Source organism: Tsukamurella asaccharolytica (genome assembly GCF_007858435.1).
GTDB classification, from domain to species: Bacteria; Actinomycetota; Actinomycetes; order Mycobacteriales; family Mycobacteriaceae; genus Tsukamurella; species Tsukamurella asaccharolytica.
The window spans coordinates 1-23,669 of record NZ_VIGW01000003.1 but is presented as its reverse complement, the minus strand read 5'-3'; the positions used below and the strand labels follow the sequence as shown (position 1 = coordinate 23,669).

At 72.9% G+C, this 23,669-nt stretch carries 20 protein-coding genes and 1 pseudogene; 14 read left to right on the top strand and 7 right to left on the bottom strand.

The features are described from left to right. Positions 1-200 precede the first annotated feature (200 nt). Both FK529_RS06535 and FK529_RS06530 read left to right on the top strand, forming a co-directional pair. On the top strand, positions 201-1,547 hold the full coding sequence (locus FK529_RS06535; RefSeq protein ID WP_231702963.1) for an MFS transporter: 1,347 nt from the start codon (positions 201-203) through the stop codon (positions 1,545-1,547). A 26-nt stretch (positions 1,548-1,573) separates the two neighbouring features. Then, positions 1,574-2,776, top strand: coding sequence for a lipase family protein (locus FK529_RS06530; RefSeq protein WP_146560185.1), 1,203 nt, complete (start codon positions 1,574-1,576; stop codon positions 2,774-2,776). A 93-nt stretch (positions 2,777-2,869) separates the two neighbouring features. Here the strand turns inward: FK529_RS06530 and FK529_RS06525 are convergent, their stop codons facing one another. Then, positions 2,870-5,107 carry an NADP-dependent isocitrate dehydrogenase gene (locus FK529_RS06525; RefSeq protein WP_146560184.1) on the bottom strand — a complete coding sequence of 746 codons (2,238 nt, stop codon included), beginning with the start codon at positions 5,105-5,107 and terminating at the stop codon, positions 2,870-2,872. A gap of 156 nt (positions 5,108-5,263) precedes the next feature. Here FK529_RS06525 and FK529_RS06520 point away from each other — a divergent pair, with 156 nt between their 5' ends. Continuing rightward, a complete protein-coding gene (locus FK529_RS06520) occupies positions 5,264-6,211 on the top strand; it encodes a DUF808 domain-containing protein (protein ID WP_146560183.1) in 948 nt (315 codons plus the stop codon). Positions 6,212-6,228: 17 nt separating this feature from the next. Here FK529_RS06520 and FK529_RS20765 read toward each other — a convergent pair whose 3' ends face one another. Further along, positions 6,229-6,732: a lysoplasmalogenase family protein gene (locus FK529_RS20765; protein WP_331456316.1), complete on the bottom strand. Its 504-nt coding sequence runs from the start codon at positions 6,730-6,732 to the stop codon at positions 6,229-6,231. A gap of 249 nt (positions 6,733-6,981) precedes the next feature. Here FK529_RS20765 and FK529_RS06510 point away from each other — a divergent pair, with 249 nt between their 5' ends. From FK529_RS06510 to FK529_RS06495, 4 genes are all read left to right on the top strand, one after another. Continuing rightward, a complete protein-coding gene (locus FK529_RS06510) occupies positions 6,982-8,265 on the top strand; it encodes a serine hydrolase (protein WP_146560182.1) in 1,284 nt (427 codons plus the stop codon). Positions 8,266-8,492: 227 nt separating this feature from the next. After that, complete coding sequence (katG, locus tag FK529_RS06505; protein ID WP_146560181.1) at positions 8,493-10,712, top strand: catalase/peroxidase HPI; 2,220 nt, start codon at positions 8,493-8,495, stop codon at positions 10,710-10,712. A 138-nt stretch (positions 10,713-10,850) separates the two neighbouring features. Further along, entirely contained in the window at positions 10,851-11,618 is a 768-nt protein-coding gene (locus FK529_RS06500) for a thioesterase family protein (protein ID WP_146560180.1), read from the top strand. A gap of 62 nt (positions 11,619-11,680) precedes the next feature. Further along, on the top strand, positions 11,681-12,274 hold the full coding sequence (locus FK529_RS06495) for an LGFP repeat-containing protein (protein WP_146560179.1): 594 nt from the start codon (positions 11,681-11,683) through the stop codon (positions 12,272-12,274). Here the strand turns inward: FK529_RS06495 and FK529_RS06490 are convergent. Together FK529_RS06490 and FK529_RS06485 are read right to left on the bottom strand one after the other, a co-directional pair. Continuing rightward, positions 12,240-13,151 carry a class I SAM-dependent methyltransferase gene (locus tag FK529_RS06490; RefSeq protein WP_146560178.1) on the bottom strand — a complete coding sequence of 304 codons (912 nt, stop codon included), beginning with the start codon at positions 13,149-13,151 and terminating at the stop codon, positions 12,240-12,242. The two genes, FK529_RS06495 and FK529_RS06490, sit on opposite strands and share 35 nt — an antisense overlap. 61 nt (positions 13,152-13,212) lie before the next feature. Continuing rightward, positions 13,213-14,631 carry a condensation domain-containing protein gene (locus FK529_RS06485; protein ID WP_146560177.1) on the bottom strand — a complete coding sequence of 473 codons (1,419 nt, stop codon included), beginning with the start codon at positions 14,629-14,631 and terminating at the stop codon, positions 13,213-13,215. A 111-nt stretch (positions 14,632-14,742) separates the two neighbouring features. On the opposite strand from FK529_RS06485, the gene FK529_RS06480 reads away from it, so the two are divergent. Next, positions 14,743-16,113, top strand: coding sequence for an exopolysaccharide biosynthesis polyprenyl glycosylphosphotransferase (locus FK529_RS06480; RefSeq protein ID WP_231702961.1), 1,371 nt, complete (start codon positions 14,743-14,745; stop codon positions 16,111-16,113). Here FK529_RS06480 and FK529_RS06475 read toward each other — a convergent pair. From FK529_RS06475 to FK529_RS06465, 3 genes are read right to left on the bottom strand one after another with little or no spacing between them, the layout of a single operon-like run. Then, a complete protein-coding gene (locus FK529_RS06475; RefSeq protein ID WP_231702960.1) occupies positions 16,110-16,484 on the bottom strand; it encodes a holo-ACP synthase in 375 nt (124 codons plus the stop codon). The genes FK529_RS06480 and FK529_RS06475 overlap by 4 nt on opposite strands. A gap of 5 nt (positions 16,485-16,489) precedes the next feature. Beyond that, positions 16,490-17,596 (bottom strand): glycosyltransferase, encoded by a 1,107-nt coding sequence (locus tag FK529_RS06470; protein ID WP_146560175.1) that lies wholly within the window; start codon positions 17,594-17,596, stop codon positions 16,490-16,492. A gap of 7 nt (positions 17,597-17,603) precedes the next feature. Further along, positions 17,604-17,843, bottom strand: coding sequence for an acyl carrier protein (locus tag FK529_RS06465; protein WP_146560174.1), 240 nt, complete (start codon positions 17,841-17,843; stop codon positions 17,604-17,606). A gap of 139 nt (positions 17,844-17,982) precedes the next feature. On the opposite strand from FK529_RS06465, the gene FK529_RS06460 reads away from it, so the two are divergent. The 6 genes and pseudogenes from FK529_RS06460 to FK529_RS06435 form a co-directional block, all read left to right on the top strand. Beyond that, positions 17,983-18,936 carry an amino acid--[acyl-carrier-protein] ligase gene (locus FK529_RS06460; protein WP_146560173.1) on the top strand — a complete coding sequence of 318 codons (954 nt, stop codon included), beginning with the start codon at positions 17,983-17,985 and terminating at the stop codon, positions 18,934-18,936. Between the two features lie 17 nt (positions 18,937-18,953). After that, positions 18,954-19,997 (top strand): glycosyltransferase family 4 protein, encoded by a 1,044-nt coding sequence (locus FK529_RS06455; protein WP_146560635.1) that lies wholly within the window; start codon positions 18,954-18,956, stop codon positions 19,995-19,997. Next, a complete protein-coding gene (locus FK529_RS06450) occupies positions 19,994-21,133 on the top strand; it encodes a glycosyltransferase family 4 protein (RefSeq protein ID WP_146560172.1) in 1,140 nt (379 codons plus the stop codon). Before FK529_RS06455 ends, FK529_RS06450 begins: the two co-directional genes overlap by 4 nt. Beyond that, positions 21,130-22,362 carry a lipopolysaccharide biosynthesis protein gene (locus tag FK529_RS06445; protein WP_231702958.1) on the top strand — a complete coding sequence of 411 codons (1,233 nt, stop codon included), beginning with the start codon at positions 21,130-21,132 and terminating at the stop codon, positions 22,360-22,362. The genes FK529_RS06450 and FK529_RS06445 overlap by 4 nt, the downstream gene beginning before the upstream one ends. Beyond that, the gene (locus FK529_RS06440; RefSeq protein ID WP_146560171.1) at positions 22,359-23,354 is read left to right on the top strand and encodes a CgeB family protein; all 996 of its coding nucleotides are present in this window, start codon (positions 22,359-22,361) and stop codon (positions 23,352-23,354) included. The genes FK529_RS06445 and FK529_RS06440 overlap by 4 nt, the downstream gene beginning before the upstream one ends. Continuing rightward, positions 23,341-23,669 (top strand): annotated as a pseudogene (locus tag FK529_RS06435) (alpha/beta hydrolase); the annotation flags it as partial. The gene FK529_RS06440 and the pseudogene FK529_RS06435, both read left to right, overlap by 14 nt.

Below are 23,669 nucleotides of genomic sequence, written 5' to 3'. Positions count from 1 at the left end.
GCTGTGCGCCGAACCGGATGAGCGCGCCGTCCCGGACCGGACGGGCACGGCGCCCGACCTGATCGACGGGCCGCCCCGGGGCTCCTCGTTGTTAGGATTGCTACCTGCTCACCGTCGATCACGAAGGCACAGCCCTGTCCGAGACATCCCCCCGCGCCGCCGTCGCCGTCCTGTGCGCCGCCGGGATCGTGGTCGCGCTCATGCAGACCATCATCGTCCCGTTGATTCCGCAGCTCCCCGCATTGCTCGACACCACCCCCAGCAACGCGTCGTGGACGCTCACGATCACGCTCCTCGTGGGTGCTGTCGGTACCCCGATCGCGGGGCGCCTCGGGGACATGTTCGGTAAGAGGCGGGTCCTCCTCGGCAACATGGCAGCGGTGGCCTGCGGTTCCGCCGTGTGCGCGGTCTCCACCTCGCTGCTGCCGTTCCTGATCGGGCGCGGACTGCAGGGCCTCGGAATCGGCGCGATCGCGGTCGGCATCAGCATTCTGCGCGACATCGTCCCCGCCCGGCAGCTCGGTTCCGCGGTCGGCGCGATGAGTGCCTCGCTCGGGGTGGGCGGCGCCCTCGGCCTGCCCTTCGCCGCCACTATCGCGCGTCACGTCAGCTGGCACGCGCTGTTCTGGATCTGCGCCCTCGCCGCCCTCGCCTGCGGCATCGCCATCCTGCGGTTCGTCCCCGAGGGGCCGTACGAGGCGGGTGGGCGCTTCGACGCCGTCGGCACCGTCGGCCTCACGGCGGTCCTGACCTTCGTCCTGCTCCCCCTGTCGAAGGCATCGGATTGGGGCTGGACGAGCCCCTGGACCCTCGGCCTGTTCGCCGCCTTCGTGGTGTCGGCGATCGCGTGGTGGCGCTACGAGCGCCGCACCCCGAACGCGCTCATCGACGTCGACACACTGGTCAGCCGTCCGATCCTGCTGACCAACATCGCCTCCGTCGCCACCGGATTCGTGTTCTACGCGATGCAGATGATGCCGATCCAGTTGCTCATGGCGCCCGATCAGGCACCTGCCGGGCTCGGCCTCGACATGGTCCCCGCGAGTCTCGTACTCATGCCCAGCGGCCTGGTGATGTTCGCCTTCTCCTACGTCAGTTCCTGGATCACCGACCGGCACGGCGCCCGGCTCTCGCTGGCCATCGGCGGGGTGGTGATCGCGGGCGGCTATCTGGTACTCCTGGCCGGGCTCGGCGGCCCCTGGAACATCACGTGGCAGTGGGTCCTCGCTGCCAGCGCCCTGGTCGGCGCCGGCCTCGGCATCGCCTATTCCGCCATGCCCGCGCTCATCATGTCGGTGGTCCCGGTCGCCCAGACCGGCGAGGCCAACGGCGTGAACGCCCTCATGCGCTCGGTGGGCACGTCGATGGCGACCGCCGTCGTCGGCATGATCCTCACGGGCGCGACCGTGGTGACCGCGACGGCCGACGGTACCGTCCGGACCCCGTCCGCCGGGGCCTACGAGGCGACGATCCTCCTCAGCCTCGGGGTGTGTGCGCTCGCCGTGGTCTGCTCGCTCGCCATCCCGAGACGACGAACACAGCCCTGACGTGCGGCGGCTGTTACGTTGACAGAGTGCCGATCACCTCGTTGACCGCGCTCCCGCGCACGCTGTCGCACCGCGCCGCCGTCCTGTTCCGCGGGCTCGCCACGCCGGATACCGTCGAGCCCCTCGGGCCACCGAACTGGTCGGGCCTCGACGCGCGCGAGTACGCGGGCCCCGAGCTGCCCCCGGGCACGCCGATCGACCGGGTGCCGCTCGCCGCGGGACTGGGCCTCGCCGACGCCGCGAGCGCCTTCCGGTTCCTGTACGCGACCACCAACCAGCACGGGCCCGCGGTCAGCACGGCCTCGCTGTTCCTGCCCGCCGGAGACGCCCCCGACGGCGGATGGCCCGTGGTCGCGTGGGCGCACGGCACCGTCGGCCTGTCCGACGAGGCGACCCCGTCGGCCCAGCCCCAGCCCGAACGGCAGCAGTTCTATCTCGGGCACTGGCTGCGGCACGGGTACGCCGTGGTCGCGACCGACTACGCCGGCATGGGTACCCCCGGCCTGATGAGCTACCTGAACGGCAAGGTCGAGGCGCACAACCTCATCGACTCGGTGCAGGCCGCGCGCCGGCTCGGGCTTCCGCTGGCCCGACGGTGGGCCCTCGTCGGGCAGTCCCAGGGCGCGGGGGCGGCGATGAACGGCGCGCGCTACGCCGCCGAGTTCGGGGCGGACTACGACCTCGACCTGCGCGGGACCGTCGCGACCGGCACCCCCGCGAACATCGAGGGCGTCGTGCAGTTCCTGCGGCCCTCCTTCCCGCCCGTGGTGCTGCCGCCCCTGACCAACGTCTACACCGCGTACATCCTCGCCGGGTTCAGCGACGCCCGCCCCGACCTCGGGATCGACGCGCTGCTCAGCGACGAGGGCCGGCGGGCCGTCGACCTCGCCGCGCGGCTGAGCCTCTACGACATCCGCGAGGCGGTGCGGGGCGCGAAGATCAGCACGTGGGTCACCGCGCCGCTGCGCTCCGTCCCGGGGGTCTACGACGCCCTGCACGCGTACATGGGCACGCCGACCGAGGGGTACGACCGGCCGATCTTCCTCGGCCACGGCCTCACAGACATCGACGTGCCCCTGCCGTCCGGCCTCTCCCTCGCCGCGGCGCTCGCGATGCACCGCCAGCCGGTCACGCTGAGGCTCTACCCGACCGACCACATCGGCGCCGTGTACGCGGCCGCCGACGACGCCGCCGCCTTCCTCGCGCGGGTCATGCAGACCGAGGAGTGATCGCCTGACGGTCGTGCGCGGCCCGTCCGCCGGGCGCCTGGCGCCGCACGGGCACCGCCGAGATGCTCGACGATGCCCGTGCCAGCGGGTCGATCAGGAGTCGAGCAGCTCCAGGTCCGCGTTGAAGGTCGCGCTGGGACGCATCACCTTCGCCATCTTCTCGGGGTCCGGGTAGTAGTAGCCGCCGATGTCGGCCGGCTCGCCCTGGACCGCACGCAGCTCCTCCACGATGGTGGACTCGTGCTCGGTGAGCGCCTTCGCCAGCGGTGCGAACTTCGCCGCCAGCTCCGGGCTCTCGGTCTGCGCGGCCAGCTCCTGCGCCCAGTAGAGCGCGAGGTAGAACTGGCTGCCCCGGTTGTCGAGCTCCCCCGTGCTGCGCGACGGGGCCTTGTTGTTCTCGAGCAGCTTTCCGGTGGCGGCGTCCAGGGTGGTCGCCAGGACCTTGGCGGCCGCATTGTCGTTCTTGATGCCCGTCTCCTCGAGGCTCACCGCGAGTGCGAGGAACTCGCCCAGCGAGTCCCACCGGAGGTGGTTCTCCTCGGTGAGCTGCTTGACGTGCTTCGGTGCCGAGCCGCCGGCGCCCGTCTCGTACATGCCGCCACCCGCCATCAGCGGGACGATCGACAGCATCTTCGCCGAGGTGCCCAGCTCCAGAATCGGGAACAGGTCGGTGAGGTAGTCGCGGAGGATGTTGCCGGTCGCGGCGATGGTGTCCAGACCGCGCATCGCGCGCTCCAGCGTGTACCGCATGGCGCGGACCTGCGACATGATCTGGATGTCGAGACCCTCGGTGTCGTAGTTCTTCAACTCCGCCTTCACGGCCTTGATCAGCTCGTTCTCGTGCGGGCGGTACGGATCGAGCCAGAACAGCACGGGCATCCCCGAGTTGCGGGCGCGGGTGACGGCCAGCTTGATCCAATCGCGGATCGGTGCGTCCTTGACCGTGCACATGCGCCAGATGTCGCCCTCCTCGACCTCCTGCGACAGGATCACCTCGCCGGTCGCGTTGTCGACGATGTTGGCGGTGCCGGCCGCGGGGACCTCGAAGGTCTTGTCGTGGCTGCCGTACTCCTCCGCCTTCTGCGCCATGAGGCCCACGTTCGGCACGGTGCCCATGGTCCGCGGATCGAAGGCGCCGTTGGTCTTGCAGAAGTTGATGATCTCCTGGTAGATCCGCGCGAAGGTGGACTCCGGCATCACGGCCTTGGTGTCCTTGGGGCGGCCGTCGGCGCCGTACATCTGCCCGCCGGCGCGGATCATCGCGGGCATCGAGGCGTCGACGATCACGTCGGACGGCGAATGGAAGTTCGAGATGCCCCGGGCCGAGTCGACCATCGCCAGCTCCGGGCGGTGCTCGTGACAGGCGTGCAGATCCTTGACGATCTCCTCGTGCTTGCTGGCCGGCAGCGTGGCGATCTTGTCGTAGAGGTCGCCCAGGCCGTTGTTGACGTTCACGCCGAGCTCGTCGAACAGCTCCTGGTGCTTGGCGAAGGCGTCCTTGTAGAAGACCTTCACCGCGTGACCGAAGACGATGGGATGGGAGACCTTCATCATGGTGGCCTTGACGTGCAGCGAGAACATGACGCCGGTCTCGTAGGCGTCCTGCATCTGCTCCTCGTAGAACTCGAGCAGCGCCTTCTTGCTCATGAACATGGAGTCCATGACGTCGCCCGCGCCGAGCTTGACGCTCTTCTTGAGCACGTGGATCTGGCCGTCGGCGGTGACGAGCTCCATCCGCAGGTCGCGCTCGCGGTCGAGCGTCGTCGACTTCTCGCCGTGGTAGAAGTCGCCGTGCTTCATGTGCGCGACGTGGCTGCGGGAGGCCATCGACCACTCGCCCATGCTGTGCGGGTTCTTGCGGGCGTACTCCTTGACCGCGCGCGGGGCGCGGCGGTCCGAGTTGCCCTGGCGCAGGACCGGGTTCACCGCGCTGCCGAGGATCGTCGAGTAGCGCGTCGCGATATCGCGCTCCTCGTCGGTCTTGGGCTCCGACGGCAGGTCGGGGATGTCGTAGCCCTTGCCCTGGAGCTCCGCGATCGCGGCCAACAGCTGCGGCACCGAGGCGCTGATGTTCGGGAGCTTGATGATGTTCGCGGACGGATCGAGCGTCAGCTCGCCGAGTGCTGCGAGGTTGTCCGGCACCTTCTGCTCGTCGGTCAGACGCTCGGGGAAGGTAGCCAGAATGCGCGCCGCCACCGAGATGTCGCTCGTCTGCACGTCGATGCCGGCGGGCCCGGCGAAGGCGCGGATGATCGGCAGGAACGACGCGGTGGCAAGAAGTGGGGCCTCGTCGGTCAGCGTGTAGATGATGGTCTGCTGCTGCGCACTCATTAGTGTTTGCTTCTCCCGAAAGTCGTGGTCGGTCGACTCTTACGAACTGCTCTGTCAGTCTCCATGTAACGGTTCCCCCATTATTCTCCCCCACGCCGATGACCCGCGACGGCAGTCCGGCAAACGCAGGTGCCCGGCGCCGATTACGCTGTCGCCATGGCCGGAGGACTCGCTGCCCTGCTCGACGACATCGCCGCTCTCGCGCGGCTCGCCGCGGCGTCGGTCGACGACGTGGCCGCCGCCGCCGGCCGCGCGAGCGTCAAGGCCGCGGGCGTGGTCGTGGACGACACCGCCGTCACGCCCCGCTACGTGCAGGGCATCAAGCCCGAGCGCGAGCTGAGCATCGTCGCGCGCATCGCCAAGGGCTCACTGCGCAACAAGCTGGTCTTCATCCTTCCCGCCATCCTGCTGCTGAGCTGGCTCGCCCCGTGGGCCCTGACGCCGATCCTCATGCTCGGCGGCACGTACCTCTGCTACGAGGGTGCCGAGAAGATCTGGGAGAAGATCAGCGGCCACGCCGAGCCCGCCGCACCGTCGTCCTCCCCTCGCGAGGTGGACGAGGACACCGTGGTGGCCGGCGCGATCCGCACCGACTTCATTCTCTCGGCGGAGATCATGGTGATCGCGATGAACGAGATCGCGAGCGAGACGATCTGGTCCCGGGCGGTGATCCTCGTCGTGGTGGCGATCCTCATCACCGCGCTGGTGTACGGAGTGGTGGCGGCGATCGTGAAGATGGACGACGTGGGGCTCGCGCTCGCCCAGCGCCCGTCGGAGTTCAGCCGCAAGGTCGGCACCGCGCTGGTCAAGGCGATGCCCGGGGTGCTCAGCGTGCTCGCGAACGTCGGCATCGTCGCCATGTGCTGGGTGGGCGGGCACATCCTGCTCGTCGGGCTGGACGAGCTGGGGTGGCAGTGGCCCTACTCCGTGGTGCACCACTTCGAGACCTGGGCGGCCGACCTGATCCCCTCCATCGGCTCCGTGATCGGCTGGATCGCCAATACCCTCGGCTCCGCGCTGTTCGGTCTGGCGGTGGGCGCCGTGGTCGTCGCGATCGTGCAGGTGATCGGCAAGCTGCGCGGCCGGACCTCCGCCGCACACTGACCTGCGCGTGCGGGGCGTCAGCCGCCGACACCCCTCCCCGGCGCTGACACGATGACGGGGGCTCCGGCCCCGGCGCGCGCGGCGCCCTCCGCGAGCAGGAACTGGGCACCGGTGTAGGTGGCCATGACGGCGCCCTCCGTCCACACCGGAGGGTCGGCGAGGACGAACTTACGCAGGCCGAGGATCGCATCACTCACCAGGAACAGGCCGGCGCCGGCGAGGGTCGCGCGGCGCGCCCCGGCGGGAACCTGCGGGCCGAGCACCGTCGCCGCCGCGGCGGTGCCGCTGAGCAGCGCGGAGTATCCGGCCAGCACCGGCGCGAGCGCGGGCGCGGCGCGGTACGCGGCGAGCAGCGTCCGCGGTGCGCCGACGGCCCAGGCGGCGCCGACGGCGGCGGGCCCCACGAGCGAGGCCCGCGGGTCCCGCTGTGCCAGCAGTCCGGTGATGTACGCGGCGTGACCGGTGGCGAAGGCGCTCGCCCCCAGCGCGAAGTGCCGCGGTTCGTCGCCGAGGAGCGCCACGTCGCCCGCCCAGCCCGCGGCCTGCCCCGCGAGGGTGCTGCGCCGCAGCGGGGAGCGCCGCGCGGGTCGGTCGCGAAGGACGCGGCGAGGGTCGGCAGGAGCAGCGGCTTGGTGATCCGGCGCGCACGGTGGTGGGCGGGCTTCGGCGAGGCCGACAGCGCGGCGTCGACCGCGGCGAGGGCCGCGTAAGCGAGCTTGAGGGAGGTGCTGGCGCGCGTCACCGCGCCAATCTATCCGTAGGCTCGTCCCGTGAGCAGCGACACCGTGCCGGCGGCCCCCGCACCCGAGGAGGGCCGCATCGGCGTCCCGCGCGACCTGGACGCGGTCACCGACATCGGCGCGGAGGACCACACCGGGGTGGACCCGCGCGCGATGGAGCGGATCTGGCTCGCGGCGCGGTCCTGGTACGCGGCGGGCATGCAGCCCGCGATCCAGGTGTGCCTGCGGCACCGCGGCCGCGTCGTGCTCAACCGGGCCGTCGGCCATGCCCGCGGCAACGGTCCCGAGCTCCCCTCGAATAGGGACGACGCGGCGGAACCCGTGCCCGTCACCGTCGACACGCCGTTCTGCACGTACTCCACGGCGAAGGGTGTGGCGGTCACCGTCCTGCATCGGCTCATCGAGCGGGGCGACCTCGATCTCGAGGCGCGGGTCGCCGACTACATGCCGGAGTTCACCAGCGACGGCAAGGACCGGGTCACGGTGCGGCACGTCCTGACCCACAGCGCCGGCATCCCCATCAACACCGGTCCGCGCCCCGACCTCACGCGGTCCGAGGACAGCGAGTACACGCGGGCGATGCTCGCCGGCATCAAGCCGGTCTACTCCCCCGGCCGGCTGCACTTCTACCACGCGCTCACCTGGGGGCCGCTGGTCCGCGAGCTGGTGCTGGCCGCCACCGGTCGGACGATCCGCGAGATCGCCGGAACCGAGATCCTCGAGCCGCTGGGCTTCCGCTGGACCAACTTCGGCGTCGCGCCACAGGATCTCCCCGCCGTCGGACTGAGCTACGCGACGGGTAAGCCCGCGCCGCCCGCGGTCGAGGCCGCCTTCCGCAAGGTCGTGGGCGGCACCATGCAGCAGATCGTGCCGATGTCGAACTCGCCGCAGTTCCTCACCGGCATCGTGCCCTCCTCCAACTTGGTCTCGACCGCGCAGGAGTTGTCGCGGTTCGCGGAGATCCTGCGCCGCGGCGGCGAGCTCGACGGGGTCCGCGTGCTGGAGCCGGAGACCCTTGCGGCGGCGACCCGGCAGGCACGGCGCCTGCGACCCGATTTCGCCACCGGCGGCGCGCCGCTCCGGTGGGGCACGGGATACATGCTCGGTTCGGAGCGGTTCGGCCCGTTCGGGCGGCACGCGCCCGCCGCTTTCGGCCACACCGGATTGACCGAGATCGCGATGTGGGCCGACCCGGAGCGGGACCTGGCGGCCGCCGTCGTGTCGAGCGGCAAGCCCGGCAGCCACCCCGAGGCGAAGCGCTACCCCGCGCTCCTCGACGCCATCACCGCTGCGTTTCCGCGGCGGCGTGGATGAGCCGGTTCGGCGTCGCCAGGGCTCCGCGTGGGAGCGCCGGGCGAAGCCGACCGATAAGGCATTCCTACCGCACCGATAGGGCACCTCACCTCGACTTTCCGGTATTTCTAGAGTAATTCCAGAAAACCTGGAAACCGTCGCCTCTCGGACGTAGAGTGGACGGTGCGGCGCCAGCCCGGCCGCCCCGCTTCACCAGCCGTACACACATCCGTACCGAGAGGAACGCCGTGTCCGAGGATCAGACCACCTCCCCCCAGGAACAGACGAGCGGAAGCGGCGGTTGCCCTGTCGCCCACGGCTCACTGCGCCCGCCCGTGGCCGGCGGTGGCAACCGCGACTGGTGGCCCGACGAGATCAACCTGAAGGTGCTCGCCAACAACCCCGCCGAAGGTGACCCCCTGGGTGCCGACTTCGACTACGCGGCCGAGGTCGCCACGCTCGACGTGAACGCCGTCCGCGCCGATGTCGTCGCCGTCATGCACGAGTCGCAGGACTGGTGGCCCGCCGACTTCGGCCACTACGGCCCCCTGTTCATCCGCATGGCGTGGCACTCCGCGGGTACCTACCGCACCACGGACGGGCGCGGCGGCGGTGGTGCGGGCCTGCAGCGCTTCGCCCCCCTCAACAGCTGGCCCGACAACGTCAGCCTGGACAAGGCGCGCCGCCTGCTGTGGCCGGTGAAGCAGAAGTACGGCCGCAAGCTGTCCTGGGCCGACCTGATCGTGTTCGCGGGCAACGTCGCCCTCGAGGACATGGGTTTCACCACGGAGGGTTTCGCCTTCGGTCGCGCTGACGTCGCGGAGCCCGAGGACGTCTACTGGGGTCCCGAGCACACGTGGCTCGGCTCCGACGGCCGGTTCTCCGGCAACCGAGAGCTCGACCAGCCGCTCGGCGCCACCCACATGGGTCTCATCTACGTCAACCCCGAGGGCCCGGAGGGCGTTCCGGACTTCCTGGCCGCCGCCGCCGACATCCGCGAGACCTTCGGCCGCATGGCGATGAACGACGAGGAGACCGCGGCCCTCATCGTCGGCGGTCACACGTTCGGCAAGACGCACGGCGCGGGACCCGTCGAGAACGGTCCCGAGCCCGAGGCCGCGCCGATCGAGCAGCAGGGCTTCGGCTGGAAGGGCGGCAACGGCACCGGTGTCGGCCCCGACGCCGTGACCAGCGGCCTCGAGGTCATCTGGACGCACACGCCCACCACGTGGGACAACAGCTTCCTCGAGACCCTGTACGGCAACGAATGGGAACTGTTCCAGAGCCCCGCGGGTGCGAGTCAGTGGCGCCCCAAGGACGGTGGCGGCGCGGACTCGGTGCCCGAGGCCTTCGGCACGGGGAAGACGCACCCGTCGATGCTCACGACCGACCTCACCATGCGATTCGACCCGATCTACGGCGCCATCACCCAGCGCTGGCTCGACAACCCGCAGGAGCTCGCCGACGCCTTCGCCAAGGCCTGGTTCAAGCTGCTCCACCGCGACATGGGGCCGACCTCCCGCTACATCGGCCCGCTGGTCCCCGCGACCGAGCACCTGTGGCAGGACCCGGTCCCCGCCGCCGAGGGCGCCCCGATCGATGCGGCCGATGCCGACGCCATCACCGAGCGCATTCTGGCCACCGGCCTGACCACCGCTCAGCTCGTCAAGACCGCGTGGGCGGCGTTCTCCTCGTTCCGCCGCACCGACAAGCGCGGCGGCGCCAACGGCGGGCGCCTGCGCCTGCAGCCGCAGGCCGGCTGGGAGGTCAACGAGCCGGACGAGCTGGCCCAGGTGATCCGCACGCTCGAGGGCGTGGCCGACGCGTGGAACTCCGAGTCGGGCAAGAAGGTCTCGTTCGCCGACGTCGTCGTGCTCGCGGGCAACGCCGGCGTCGCGCAGGCGGCCAAGGCCGCAGGCGTCGACGTGACGATCCCGTTCACGCCGGGCCGCACCGACGCGACCCAGGAGGACACCGACGTCGAGTCCTTCGCGGCGCTGGAGCCGCGGTTCGACGCCTTCCGCAACTACGTCGCGAAGGGCGCGCCGCTGCCGGCGGAGTACCTCCTCGTCGAGAAGGCGAACCTGCTCGGGCTCACCGCGCCGGAGATGACCGTGCTCCTCGGCGGCCTCCGGGTACTGGGCAACAACTACGGCGGGTCGGAGGCGGGCGTGTTCACCGATCGCCCCGGCACGCTGAGCAACGATTGGTTCGTCAACCTGCTCGACATGTCGGTCCAGTGGGCCCCGGCGTCCGACGACGACGCGACCTACGTGGGCACCGACCGCGCGACGGGCGAGAAGAAGTGGACGGCCACGCGCGCCGACCTCGTCTTCGGCTCCAACTCGATCCTCCGCGGTATCGCGGAGGTCTACGGAGCCGCCGACGCCGGCGAGAAGTTCGTGGGCGACTTCGTCGCAGCGTGGACCAAGCTCGCCAACGCGGACCGGTTCGATGTGAAGGCCTGATCCTCTTCCTCCGGCCGGCAGCCGCGCCCCGTACACCACCCCGGTGTGCGGGGCGCGGCCCTTCCCGCCACCCAATTTCAGTTATTAAGAGTTAACCCCTCGCCCGATCTACGCCGGTCGGAGGCGTACGCTCACCCCATGCCGTACTTCGACCGGGTCTCCGCGACCGCGTTCCGTCCCACCGAGCACGTCTCCGGCGGATGGAACACCGAGGAGCAGCACATCGCTCCCCCCATGGGGCTCCTCGCCCACGCGGTCGAGCAGGACCGGGACGCGCGCCGCGACGACGGCCTGCGGATCGCGCGCCTGTCCTACGACATCCTCGGCACCCTGCCGATGGACACCGTCGAGGTGGACGTGCGGGTGGTGCGGCCCGGCCGCACCATCGAACTCGTCGAGGCGGTGCTGAGCCACGGCGGCCGCGCCGGGCTCGTCCTGCGGGCGTGGCTGCTCGACCGGCGCGACACGCGCGCGGTCGCGGGCTCCGAACTGGAACCGATACCGCCCGCCGAGCAGATGCCCGAATGCGACCCCAGCGCGACGTGGCCCGGCGGCTTCATCGCCTCCGCACGCGCCCGCCGCGTCCAGGTGCGCCCCGGCCGCGCGACGTACTGGGTCGAGTCCGCCGTCCCGCTCCTCGACGAGCCGACCGGGCCGATCGCGCAGGCGGCCCGGCTATTTGATATCGCGAACGGAATGGCGCCCCGGTTCACCCCGGAAGAGGTCGCGTACCCGAATCTGGACCTGACGGCGCACCTCTTCCGCGACCCGGTCGGAGGGGCCGTCGGCTTCGACACACGGGTGTCCACCGGACCCGAAGGCGCAGGTCTGACCCATTCCGTCATTCACGACAGCACCGGCCCGGTCGGAACGGTGACGCAGATCCAGACGGTGCGCCCGCGCTGAAATCCGCTCGGAAGTGTGGTTACACTCCGGGTGTTCAATTCACGCTGCCGAAGGGAGCTCTGATGAACACTCGGATCACACGGACGCTCGGTGCAGTCGCCGCCGCCGTCGCGCTGACCCTGACCGCCTCCGCCTGTGACAACGCCGGCGACACCGCGACCGACGCGAAGGACGCCGCGACGTCGGCCGCCGGGGACGCTGCCTCCGGCGCGGGGGAATCCGGAACGAACGGCTCCGGGGCGGGGGAATCCGGAGCGAACGGCGCGGGCTCCGAGTCGAAGGCCGCCGTGCCGTCGACGACGATCGCGACGCCCGGCGGCACCGAGGTCACCCTGACCGACGGACCGCTCATCGCCGCGTACGCCACCTACGGCTACGAGAAGGGCCACCTCGGTGCGCCGCTCGGGCCCGTCGCGACCCTGCCGGACGGCAAGGGCAGGTACCTCACCCTCACGGGCGGCACCATCTACTGGTCCGAGGCCTCGGGCGCGCACGTCGTGCACGGCGTGATCGGCCAGAAGTGGGGCGCCGAGGGCCACGAATCCGGCAGGCTCGGCTACCCCACCAGCGACGAGTCCGCCGAGAACGGCGGGATCAAGCAGACCTTCCAGCACGGGACGATCACCTTCCGCGACGGAGTCGCGACGATCTCCTAGTCCCCGACGACGGTCCCGGCGCCGTCCCGATGTACACCGTTCGTGCGGCCAGCACGAAGACATCGGGGCGGCGTCGCACCCCCTGCGGGTCGTCCGGGTCGGTCAGCCGGCGCAGCACCTGGGCGTCGTCCGGGTCGAGCCGGTCGGCCATCCGCAGGTAGCGGCCCAGCAGGTGCGCGACGCCGCGGCGCGTCCCGTCGTCGAGCGGCGCGGGCCGGTCCACCAGGAAGGTCCGGGCGCGCACGTCGCGCAACCCCGCCGCCCGGAGCAGCGCGGGCCAGTCCTCCGGTACGTCGACGGTGCCGCCGAGCGCGTCCCGCATCTCCCCGAAGCCGACCGCCTGCAGCGCGTCGAGGCGGTCCGCGAGCCCCGGGCGTCCGAGCCCGATGTCGCGCGGGAGGAACCGCGAGGGCAAGCCGCCCTCGGCCACGGCCAGCACGCCGCCCGGGTTCAACCGGCCCGCGAGGGCGCCTACGGCGGCGCTCTGGTCACCGAGATGATGCAGGGTCTGCGCGGTCCACACGAGATCGGCGGCGGGCAGCTCGGCGACGCCGGCGGGCAGGTCGGTGCGCAGCCCCTCGACCGGGTGGCCGACGCCCGCCGCGCGCGCCCGGGCCCGGTCCAGCAGCTCCGGCGCACCGTCGACCGCGATGACGCGGGCCGTGGGGAACCGGGCCGCGAGGGCGGCGGTGAAGACGCCCGGCCCGGAGCCCACGTCGAGCACCGTCGCGGGCGCCGCGATCCGCTCGGCGATCGCGTCGAGCGCCTGCGTCACGTACGGCAGCAGGGTCTCACCCTCGGCCTCGATCTCGGCGGCGAGCGCCGCCCAGTCCGGGCGGGTGTGCGCGTGTCCGTGTCCCCGTGCGTGCTCGGTCATGGCTCCACGGTGCCGCGCCCCGCCCGCCCACGGCAAGTTCCTGTGCCATTCCGGCAAAACCTCAGCCGCACCGGACGCGGACCCCGGGAGGCAGCACCGCCCGCGCCTCCGGCAGGCGCTCGAGGACCGCGCCGTGCAGCACGACGGTGACCGCCGGTTCCGTCCGCAGTTCGATCCGGTCGGCGGGGAAGCCGGCGGCGATCAGCGCGTCCCGGATCCGGGCGGGCACTGCCCACCCGCCGGGCACCGCGATCCGGTCCGGATCCACCGGCCGCGCAGGGACATCGGGGACCGGGACGTGCGGCGCGCGGAGTGCCCTACCGAGCAGAGCGGCGATCGCGTCCACGTGCGCCGCGGCCCGCGCGGCATCGTAGCCGGCCGGGTGGAAGACGCCGTCGACGACGAGCTCGTCGCCCGGCTCGGGATACACCGAGATCAGGCAGTCCGCGACCGGACCCCACGCGGTGACGTCGAGCGACCAGCCCTCGACCCGCACGTCCGGCAGGACGTTGACGATGGGCCCGTACAGGCGACCGGTGCGCCACGCGGCGGGGACCGCGGTCAGGAGCTGTTCGGGCCGCTCCCCCTGGGCGATGCGCTCGGACGCTGCGGCGAGCCAGAGCTGGAGATCGGCCGCCAGGACCGCGGGGGTGACGCCGGGTGGCACGGCGAGGCGGGCCGGCACGACGGCCATCCACTGCGTGGGAGTGGCCCGCTCGAGCGCGGTGCGGCGCAGGGAGGCGGTGACGCCCACGCGAGCGTCGTCGGCGCCGAGGTGCCGGGCGGTGTACGCGGCGACGATGCCGACGGCCTCCCCCGGCCACGCGCGGCGGCCCGCGATGCCCGGCACGGTGATCCGTGCCCGCTCCTGCCGGGGGGCGTCGGCCGGCGATGCGGCGCGGTCGGAGAAGCCGATCTCGCGGCCCGGTTCGCCCACGCCGTCGGTCGCGGCGGACCAGAAGGAGGGCGCGGGCGGGCGGAGCGGCGCGGCCGCGGCGGCGAGCGCGCCGAGGTCGCCGCGGCGCTCGTACGGCAGCGGCGCACCGTCGGCCTCGGCGCGCAGCCGTTCCACGATCCGGCGGAAGACGCGGGCGATGGCGTAGCCGTCGAGCACGGCGTGGTGGGCGAGCAGGCGGACGGCGTGCGCGGCCCCGATGCGCGCGACCGTGGCGCGGACGAGGGGCCCGCCGTCGAGCGGCAGGGTGCCGGCGGCGCGCCACGTCCGGAATCGCTCCTCCGAGGGGAAGGACTCCGTTCCGACGGGTGCGCGGGCGGCGGGCACGAAGCGGGCCGCGCCGTCGATCACCACCCCGATCGCCGCCGCCTCGGTTTCGTCGAGCGCAGCGGTCGCCGCCCGTACCAGCGCGTTCGTGTCGATCGGGAGGTCCGTGCGCCACGCCGCGTCGACAGCCAGTGCCCGTGAGCCGGGGCGCTGGGCGGCGAGCTGCAGCATCGCGACCTGGGACGGAAGGGGCTGCACGCCGCTCACCCTACGCGCGGCGGCGGCGGGGACAGCGCTGGTTGTCGCCACCACGCCGAGGTGTCCTATATTCGACTGACGCGAGCACGATCGGAAATATTCGGGGAGCACATGGCAACGAAAGACGCGCCCGCCGGGAGCGGCCGTCGCATGCGCCGCCACTCGTGGGTGCTCGCGCTCCTCGACTTCATCGTGGTCTCCATGTTCCTGGCGGTGACCAACAACTCCTCGACCTCCCATCTCAGTCATGCGATCGAGGGCGTCATCGGCGGCGCGGCCACCGTGAGCGTCTTCTACCTGTTCGGGCTGTACCGCACGCGGGTCACGCTGAGCGCCCTCGATTCGGTGCCGCAGCTGGCGATCGCAGGGTGGATGCTCGCACCCCTCGGCGTCATCACGGTCTGGCAGCACGACCACTCCCACCTGATCGGCGCCGTGGTGTGCTGGGTGGTGTTGTTCGCTGTGCGGGTGCTCTACTACGGGGCGGTCCGGCGCAACCGCGCCCGGCATCCGGAGCGCGGTGGCCGAACCCTGGTGATCGGCGGCGGCAAGGTCGCCGGCGACCTCGTGCACTCGATGATCGAGTTCCCGGAGTACGGGCTGCGTCCGGTCCTGGTGATGGATGACGACCCCCTCGACGCGACCGCCTTTCCGGTGGAGGTGATCCCCCGCCAGCGGGATCTGGCGGGCCTGATCCGCGAGCGGGAGATCGCCACCGTCATCGTGGCGTTCTCCCGCGATCGGGATGCCACGCTCGTCGAGCCGCTCCGCGAGTGCGACACCCTCGACTGTGAGATCTACGTGGTTCCGCGGCTCTACGAGTTCGTGCACCAGGACCGGGACATGGACCGGATCCACACCACGCCGCTGGTGCTGGTGCGGCGCCTGGCCCTGCGTACGAGCCACTGGCGGGTCAAGCGCGTCACCTCGCTCCTGACCTCGAGCCTCGGCCTGGTGCTGCTGTCGCCGCTGCTACTCCTGGTGGCGGTGGCGATCAAGATCCAGGAGCCGAACGCGCCGATCCTCTTCCGGCAGACGCGCGTCGGGCAGGACGGGCGCCTGTTCTCGCTCTACAAGTTCCGCACCATGCGGCCCGTGCCCGACGAGGAGTCGGATCGCGACTGGACCGACGAGCAGCTCCGCATCACGCGCCTCGGCAGGTTCCTACGGCGCCATTCCATCGACGAGCTGCCGCAGCTGTGGAACGTGGTGCGCGGCGACATGTCCGTGGTCGGCCCGCGACCCGAACGGCCGCACTTCGCGAACCGCTTCGGCGCGGAGATCCCCGCCTATCAGTCCCGCCACCGGGTGATGGTGGGACTCACCGGCTGGGCCGCGATCCACGGGCTGCGCGGCGACACCGACATCCGGGACCGGGCCTCGTACGACAACTACTACATCGAGAACTGGAGCCTGTGGCTCGACACGAAGATCCTGCTGATCTCGGTGGGCACGGTGCTCTTCGGCCGCGGCGGCCGCTAACGGCCCGGGTCCGGTTCCGCGAGCTCGGCGAGCACCACGGCGGCGGCGGACGCGTCCGTGTGCGTGAGGGACAGTTCCGCGCGGATCCAGCCCTGCCGGCGCGCGTGCGCCGCGAGGCCGCCGTGCAGCCGTAGTTCCGGCCCGTGCGGCGTCCCGACCACCTCGGCCTCGCGGGGCGGGGTCGGCACGTCTGGCCCGAGGCGCAGCGCCTTGACCGCGGCCTCCTTCGCGGCCCAGCGTGCGGTCAGGCGGCGTGCGTCGCCGGCGCAGTCGTCGATCTCCCGCGACGTGAAGACCCGCGTCGTGAATCGTGGCCCGAAGAGCGCCAGGGACTCCTCGACGCGCGCCACCTCGGCGATGTCGATCCCCACCCGGTTCACCTGACGGCCTCGGCGACGATCGCGCGCATCCGGTCCCGGAAGGCGGCCACCGAGAACCGCTCGGCGTGAGCACGGAGCGCGACGCGGTCGAAATCGGCCGGCCGCACGTCCCGCATCGCCGCGGCGAGCGCAGCCGTGAAATCCTCGTCCGGCCCGTCGGGCACGAGCACCCCGGAGAGCCCGGGGATCACGGTGTCGAGCGCCCCGCCCGCCGCGCGGGCGAGGACGGGGGTGCCGGTCGCCATGGCCTCCACCGGCACGATGCCGAAATCCTCCTCGCCGGGCATGACGGTGGCGATCGCCGCGCGCTGCAGGCGCACCATCTCCGCGTCCGAGACGCGGCCGAGGAAGACAGTCTCGGCGCCCGCGATGCGCCGCAGGGCGGCCTCGTGTCGTCCGTCGCCGGCGACGACGAGGCGCACCCCGGCGCGCTGGGCGGCGCGGATCGCCAGGTCCACGCGGCGGTAGGGCACGAGCCGCCCGGCGACCAGGAAGTAGTCCCCCGCAGTGGCACCGTCCGGCGTGAACCGCGCGACGTCGACCGGCGGGGCGACCACCTCCGCCGCGACGCCCCACCAGCGCTCGATGCGTCGCGCGACGGCGGTCGAGTTGGCGACGACGACGTCGAGGTGGGGTACCGCGGCGGTCTCGACGGCCCGGGTCCGCGCCGCGAGCGCCGCGAGGGCGAGCCGGCCGGCGGCGCCGTACGCCTCACCCGAGCGCAGCTCGGGCGCCCACGCCCAGCGGGCCGGCGAGTGGACGTAGGCGACCACCGCGGCGCCGGGCCAGGACCGTGCGGCGGAGACGGCCGTGGCGTGGTGGCTGATGACGACGGCGTCGGCCCCGGGGACGGCGCGGTACCGGCGCCACGTGGCGGCGGAGAGCGGGATCAGCGGGGCGTGCGAGCGGCGGCCGAGTGCGCGGTGCACGGCGTCGAGTCCGGTGACGGCGATCCGGTCGCGGAGCTCCGCGGGGACGGCGCGCGGGTCGGCGAAGGCGACGTGCAGGCGGGCGCCGGGCCAGGCGTCGACGAGGGCTCGCGCGACGTTCTCGGAGCCGCCCTGTTCGGTCCACCGCTCGTGGACGACGGCGATGCGGGTCACCGGCGGCTCAGGCGGTCAGCTCGCGGACCGTCGCCGCGAGTGAATCCAAGGTTCCGAAGGTTGTCTTGTTCATCGCCGAATCCGGGAACTCGATAGTGAATCGATCTTCGACAGCGAGCATGATGTTCACTGCCGCGTGCGAGGTGAGACCCAGCGCATACAGATCGTCACCACCGGCAATGTCCGCGATCGGCCTGGTCAACCTGCCGTGCGCCGCCACGATCGCGCGAATCACCTCGTCCACCACGCCTCCCGCCTCCGTCGCATCCGGACCCCGAATCGGCCACGAGACGACTTTGCAGTCACGACTCTCAAGCCTCTTCCGTACACCCTAGCCCTGGTAACGTGTTGCAGTGACAACGGTTCCAGCCATGGAGAAGAGACCGATGACGCAGGCCGAAGCACCCCGTGCGATCGACTTTACTGACCTGCACGCGCGCCAGGAGAAGTTCCGTGCCTCCCTCTTCGATGCGGGCCTGCTCCTGCCCTCGGGCGTGGACGGCGTGTACGGGCACGGCGGCGCGTTCGCGGACCTGACCGCAGCGATCGAGGCCCTCGTCGGCGCGACGGTGCGCGACGTGCACGGCGGCGCCGCCACCGTGCTCTCCTTCCCCCCGGTGATGCCCCGCGAGTATCTCGACCGGAACGACTACATCGCGTCCTTTCCCCAGCTCGCCGCCACGGTGTCGGATTACACCGGCGGCGACGCCGAGCACCGCCTCCTCCTCGCAGGCCGCGACGCCGGCCACGACTGGGGCGGCCACTTCCACACGAGCGACGTCGCGCTCGTCCCGTCGGCCTGCCACTCGGTTTACCCCGTACTGAGCGGGCAGCTGCCCCGCGACGGTGCCTGGGTCGACGTCTCCGGCCACTGCTTCCGCCGCGAGCCCTCGGCGGATCCCGCGCGGCTGCAGAGCTTCCGCATGCGGGAGATCGTCCGCGTCGGCTCGGACCGGGCCGCGGTCGCGCATCGCGACACCTGGGTCGCCCGCGCCGCCGACCTGCTCTCCGACCTCGGCCTCCAGGTGCGGCGGACCCCCGCGACCGACCCCTTCTTCGGCCGCGCCGGGCGCATGCTGGCCGCGAACCAGTCGGCGGAGAATCTCAAGACCGAGCTCCACGTGCCGATGTACGGCGACGACATGCCGGGGGTCGCCGTCGCGTCCAGCAACTATCACCGGGATCATTTCGGGGTGCAGTTCGACATCACCACCGTGGACGGCGCGCCCGCGCACAGCGCGTGCCTCGGCTTCGGCATCGAGCGGGTGGCGCTGGCGCTGCTGGCGACGCACGGCCTGGACCGCGCGGCCTGGCCCGGATCCGTCAACGCGCAGCTGTGACCGCGGTCCCCGTCCACCTGACCGGGACCACCTGGCCGGGCACCACGCCCGGCGGACTCCCCCGCTACTTCGCGGACCTGTTCGCGGCCCTGCGCGAGCGCGACGACGTCGCCCCCAGTGCCGCGGCCTTCGGCGAACCCGCCACCGGGGGCCACAGCTGGGGCGCCGACGCCGGGTGCACGGCCGCCCGGGTGCGAGCGTCCCGTCGAGCCGCTCCGAAGGACACCGCCGTCCTCGACCGGCACTTCGCGCTGTTCGGCCCCGCGCCCCGCGGCGCCGCCCTGGTCACGCACTTCCACGGGCCGTGGGCGCAGGAGAGCGCCGCCGCGGGCGAGGGCCGCGCCGCCGTCGCCGTCAAGGCGCTCGTCGAACGCGCCCGTTACCGCGAGAGCGACCGCTTCGTGGTTCTCTCGCGGGCCTTCGCCGACGTCCTCGTCGCGCGGTACGGCGCGGATCGCGGCGCGATCGCCGTGATCCCGCCCGGCGTCGACCTCGCGCGGTTCACCGCCACGCCCGTCCCCGACGGTCCGCCCCGGGTGCTGTGCGTGCGCCGCCTCGAGCGCCGCATGGGCATCGACGTGCTGTTGCAGGCGTGGCCCGCGGTGCTGGCGCGGCATCCGCAGGCCCGGCTCGACGTGGTGGGCGACGGCGCGCAGCGCGGCGATCTGCGTGGCCGCGCAGCGGAGCTCGGGATCACCGATACTGTGACCTTCGTGGGAACGATCGACGACGCGAGCCTCGCGCGCAGATACGCCGCCGCCACCGTGACGGCGGTCCCGTCGCGCGCCTGGGAGGGCTTCGGGCTCGTCGCCCTCGAGTCGCTCGCGTCGGGCCGGGCACCCGTGGTCACCGACGTCGGCGGCCTGCCCGACGCCGTCCGCGACCTCGACCCCGGCCTCGTCGTCGGCGCGGGCGACGCGGAGGCGCTCGCGGACCGGCTGGCCGCGGCGCTCGACGGCGCGCGTCCCTCCCCCCAGGCCTGCCGCGCGCACGCCGAGCGCTTCGGGTGGGACCTCGCCGCCGCGCGGCACGCCGCCCTGTACCGGGAGGTCGTCGCGTGAGGGCCCGCCGTCCCGTCTTCCTCGGGCACACCGCCGCGCCCTCGGGTGCGGAGCTGGCCTTCGCCCGACTCGCCAGGGAACTGCGCCGGCGCGGCGTGCCCGCCTCGGTCATGCTGCTCGCCCCCGGCCCGCTCACCGACGTCCTCGAGGCCGCGGAGGTGCCGGTCACCGTCGTCCCCGGCCGGCCGTCGTCGGTGCGGCGCGACGCCGGACCGTTGGCGCTGCTCCGCGGCGCGGTCGATCTGTACCGCACGGGCCGGCGCCTCGCGCCGCTGCTGCGCGCGCACGACGCCGACGTCGTGGTCGCCGAGTCGACCAAGTCCCTGCTCGTGGGCGCCGTCGCCGCGCGCCGCACGGGTATTCCGCTGGTGTGGCAGGTGCACGACCGGGTCAGCGCGGAGTACTTCGGCCGCACGCGCTTCCCGCTGCGGCTGCTCGGCCGGATGGTCGCGTCCGGCTACCTCGCGAACTCGCGCGGCACGCTGCGCACCATCTCCACCGGCGGCAGCCCCACCGCAGTGTGCCCTCCGGGCGTCGACCTCAGCACCGTTCCGGCGCCCGCGCCCCAGCGCGCACCGAAGCACGTCAAGATCGCGATGATCGGCCGGATCACGGCGTGGAAGGGTCAGGACCTGCTGCTGCGCGCGCTCGCGCAGATGGAGGCGGTGCCCGAGGTGCGGTTCGTGGGCGGCACGCACTTCGGCGACGACGACGGCTACCTCGCCGAACTGGAGGAACTCGCCGAACGCCTGGACATCGCGGACCGGGTGACCTTCACCGGGCACGTGACGGACCCGATCACCGAGGCCGCGGACGCGGACGTCGTGGTGCATTACTCGCGGCTCACCGAGCCCTTCGGGCAGGTCGTCGCCGAGGCCATGGCCGCGGGCCGGGTGGTCGTCGCCGCCGGGGCCGGCGGCCCGACGGAGCTCATCGACGACGGGAAGACCGGCGTGCTGGTGCCGCCCCGGCGGCCGGACCTGCTGGCGATCGCGCTCGACACGCTCATCGACGACTGGGAGCAGCGCGAGCAGCTCAGCGCGGCCGCCGCCGACCGCGGTCGCGACCTGGATCTCAAGACCTCCGGGGCGATCGCGGAGTCCCTCCTGGCCCGGGTGGCGCGGGACGTTCGATGACGCCGCTCCGCGGCTCCGCGGGGGTGCTGCGGGACGTGGTCCTCGTCTCGGCGGGCCGGTACGGGCAGTACGCGGTCACGCTCGTCACGATCCCGCTCTGCGCGCGGCTGCTCGGCCCCGCCGGGATGGGCCTGCTCGCGATCGCGATGGCGACCTACTTCGTGGGGGCGCTGTGCACCGACCTGGGCATCACCGCCTTCGTCGCGGCCCGCGCGGAGAAGCCGGGCCTCGCCCGGCTGCGGGGCGACTACGCCGGTCTCCGCGCCGCGGCGCTCCTCGCGTTCACCGCGCTGTTCCTGCTGGCGGTGGCGCTGCCGGTGCCGCGCGCCGTCGAGATGGGCGCGCTGGGCCTCGTGGTGGGATCCGTCGGCGCATGCGGTGACGACTGGGTGCTGCTCGGCACCGGCCGGTTCGGGGCCGTGGTGGTGCAACAGACCGCGGGCCGCGTCGTCTACCTCGCTCTGCTGCTGGTGCTGCTGCCGCCGGCGCGGACGCCGGAGGCCGCGATGGCGGCCCTCCTCGCGGGAAATCTCGTCGCGGTCGGGTGGTCATGGGCGCGCACGCTCCGGACCCACGGCCTGCCCGCGCGCCCCGGGCCGCCCACCGAGCTGCTGCGGACCGGCGGCCCCGTGTGCACGGCAAGGCTGCTCTCCTCCTCGTACGGCCCCGCCGCCGCCACGGTCTTCGCGCCGACGCTGACTCCGCACGCGCTCGGCCTGTTCAGCGCGAGCGATCGGCCCGTGCAGGCCGCGGGCTCGCTGCTCGACGCCGTCGGCGTGAGCCTGCTCCCGCGGCTGGCGCGCCGCGACACCGACGCCTTCTGGGCCACCACGCGCCGGGCCATCGCGCTGGTCGCGGCCGGGGGCGCCGCGCTTGCCGCGGCCGCGACGGCGCTCGCCCCCTGGCTGGTGCCGCTGATCTTCGGCGCGGAGTTCGACGGCGCGGTCCCCCTCCTGCAGATGCAGGCGTGGGCGCTGCCGGGACTCGCGGTCACCTCCTTCGTCGCCACCGCGGTCCTGCCGGTGCTGGGCGACGCGCGGGGCGTGCTGCTCGCCGGCGGTGTGGGCGCGGCGGTCATCGCCGTCACGCTCGCGGTGGCGGCGCGCACGCACGACCCGCGGACCGTCGTGATCGGGATCGTCGCGGCGCAGACCGCGGCCGCACTCTTTTCCGTCCTGCGGGCCCGGCGCTTGGAGGCGGCGGTCGCGGCGCCGGGAGGCGCGGCATGAGGATCCTGTTCGCCGGCGACGACTGGTACGGCAGCAACGCGCGCTCGCTCGCGGAGGGCTTCCGTCGCGCGGGGCACGACGTGACCGTCGTCGACACGACCGCGGTCACGCTCCCCCGCCGCGGCGGCGCGGCGTGGTGGTACGCCAAGCGCACCGGGCGCCGCGCGCCGCGCACCGTCGACGCGGTGCACCGGAACCTGGAGGCCCACGCGCGCGCCGACCTGCTGTTCTGCTACACCGCCGTGCACCTGGACCAGGAGCGCCTGCTGAACCTCCCGGCGGGACGGCGCGTGCACTACAGCGCCGACGACGTCGCCAACCCCGTCAACACCACCGCCGAGTACCTCGCGGCGGAGCCGGGCTGGGACGCGATCGTCACCACCAAGCGACACAACGTGCCCGAGCTGCTCGCCCGGGGCGCGCGCCGCGCCGTCTTCGTGCGCAGCGCCTACGACCCCGACTGGCACCGGCCCGTCGCCCCCCGCACGGGCCGGCGGTACGCTGCCGGGTTCGTCGGCAACGCCCGTCCCGACCGGACCGCGCTGGTCACGGACCTGGCCGCTCGCCTCGGCCCGGACTTCTACCTGGCCGGGCCGGGGTGGCGCCGCCGGCCCGGCCTCCTGCGCACCCGGGCGACGGTGCGCGGACCGCAGTACGGCACGGCGCTCTCCGGGGCGATCGGCGCGGTGGACGCGAACCTGGTGCTCCTCAATTCGGACAACCGCGACACCCACACCTGCCGGACCTTCGAGGTCCCCGCTGCCGGCGGGCTCTTCGTGGGCCCGCGGACCGTCGAGCACGGTGAGCTGCTCGCCGACGGTCGGGAGGCGCTGCTCTACGACGACCCGGCCGAGATCGAGGGCATCGTCGCACGGGTCCGCGCCGACCCGGCGGCCGCGGCGCGCATCGCCGCCGCCGGCCACGCCGCGATCACCCGGGGCCGGAACACCTACGCGGACCGGGCGAAGGAGATCATCGATGCACTCGACTGAGCCGCCGCTCGAGCAGCGGACGTACTTCGGGCCCGCGGACGCGCCCCTGTACGGCGCGCTGCACCTCCCCGCGTCGCGCCGCGTCCGGGGCACCGTGCTGCTGGTGCCGCCGCTCGCGAAGGAGCAGTACGACGCGCTGCGCGGGCTGCGGCGTCTCGCCGCGCTGCTCGCCGCGGACGGCTTCGCCGCGCTCCGCTTCGACTACCTCGGCACCGGCGATTCCGCGGGCGCCGCGGGCCTTCCCGACGCCGCCGAGGGCTGGATCGCCTCGGTGCGGCACGCCGACGCCTACCTGCGCGCGCTCGGGGCCGGTAC

Coding starts and splice junctions, on each gene's coding strand:
- FK529_RS06445 (WP_231702958.1), top strand. CDS start 21,130: ATGACGCCGCTCCGCGGCTCCGCGGGGGTGCTGCGGGACGTGGTCCTC.
- FK529_RS06440 (WP_146560171.1), top strand. CDS start 22,359: ATGAGGATCCTGTTCGCCGGCGACGACTGGTACGGCAGCAACGCGCGC.
- FK529_RS06495 (WP_146560179.1), top strand. CDS start 11,681: ATGAACACTCGGATCACACGGACGCTCGGTGCAGTCGCCGCCGCCGTC.
- FK529_RS06520 (WP_146560183.1), top strand. CDS start 5,264: ATGGCCGGAGGACTCGCTGCCCTGCTCGACGACATCGCCGCTCTCGCG.
- FK529_RS06535 (WP_231702963.1), top strand. CDS start 201: ATGCAGACCATCATCGTCCCGTTGATTCCGCAGCTCCCCGCATTGCTC.
- FK529_RS06460 (WP_146560173.1), top strand. CDS start 17,983: ATGACGCAGGCCGAAGCACCCCGTGCGATCGACTTTACTGACCTGCAC.
- FK529_RS06480 (WP_231702961.1), top strand. CDS start 14,743: ATGGCAACGAAAGACGCGCCCGCCGGGAGCGGCCGTCGCATGCGCCGC.
- FK529_RS06490 (WP_146560178.1), bottom strand. CDS start 13,151: ATGACCGAGCACGCACGGGGACACGGACACGCGCACACCCGCCCGGAC.
- FK529_RS06500 (WP_146560180.1), top strand. CDS start 10,851: ATGCCGTACTTCGACCGGGTCTCCGCGACCGCGTTCCGTCCCACCGAG.
- FK529_RS06525 (WP_146560184.1), bottom strand. CDS start 5,107: ATGAGTGCGCAGCAGCAGACCATCATCTACACGCTGACCGACGAGGCC.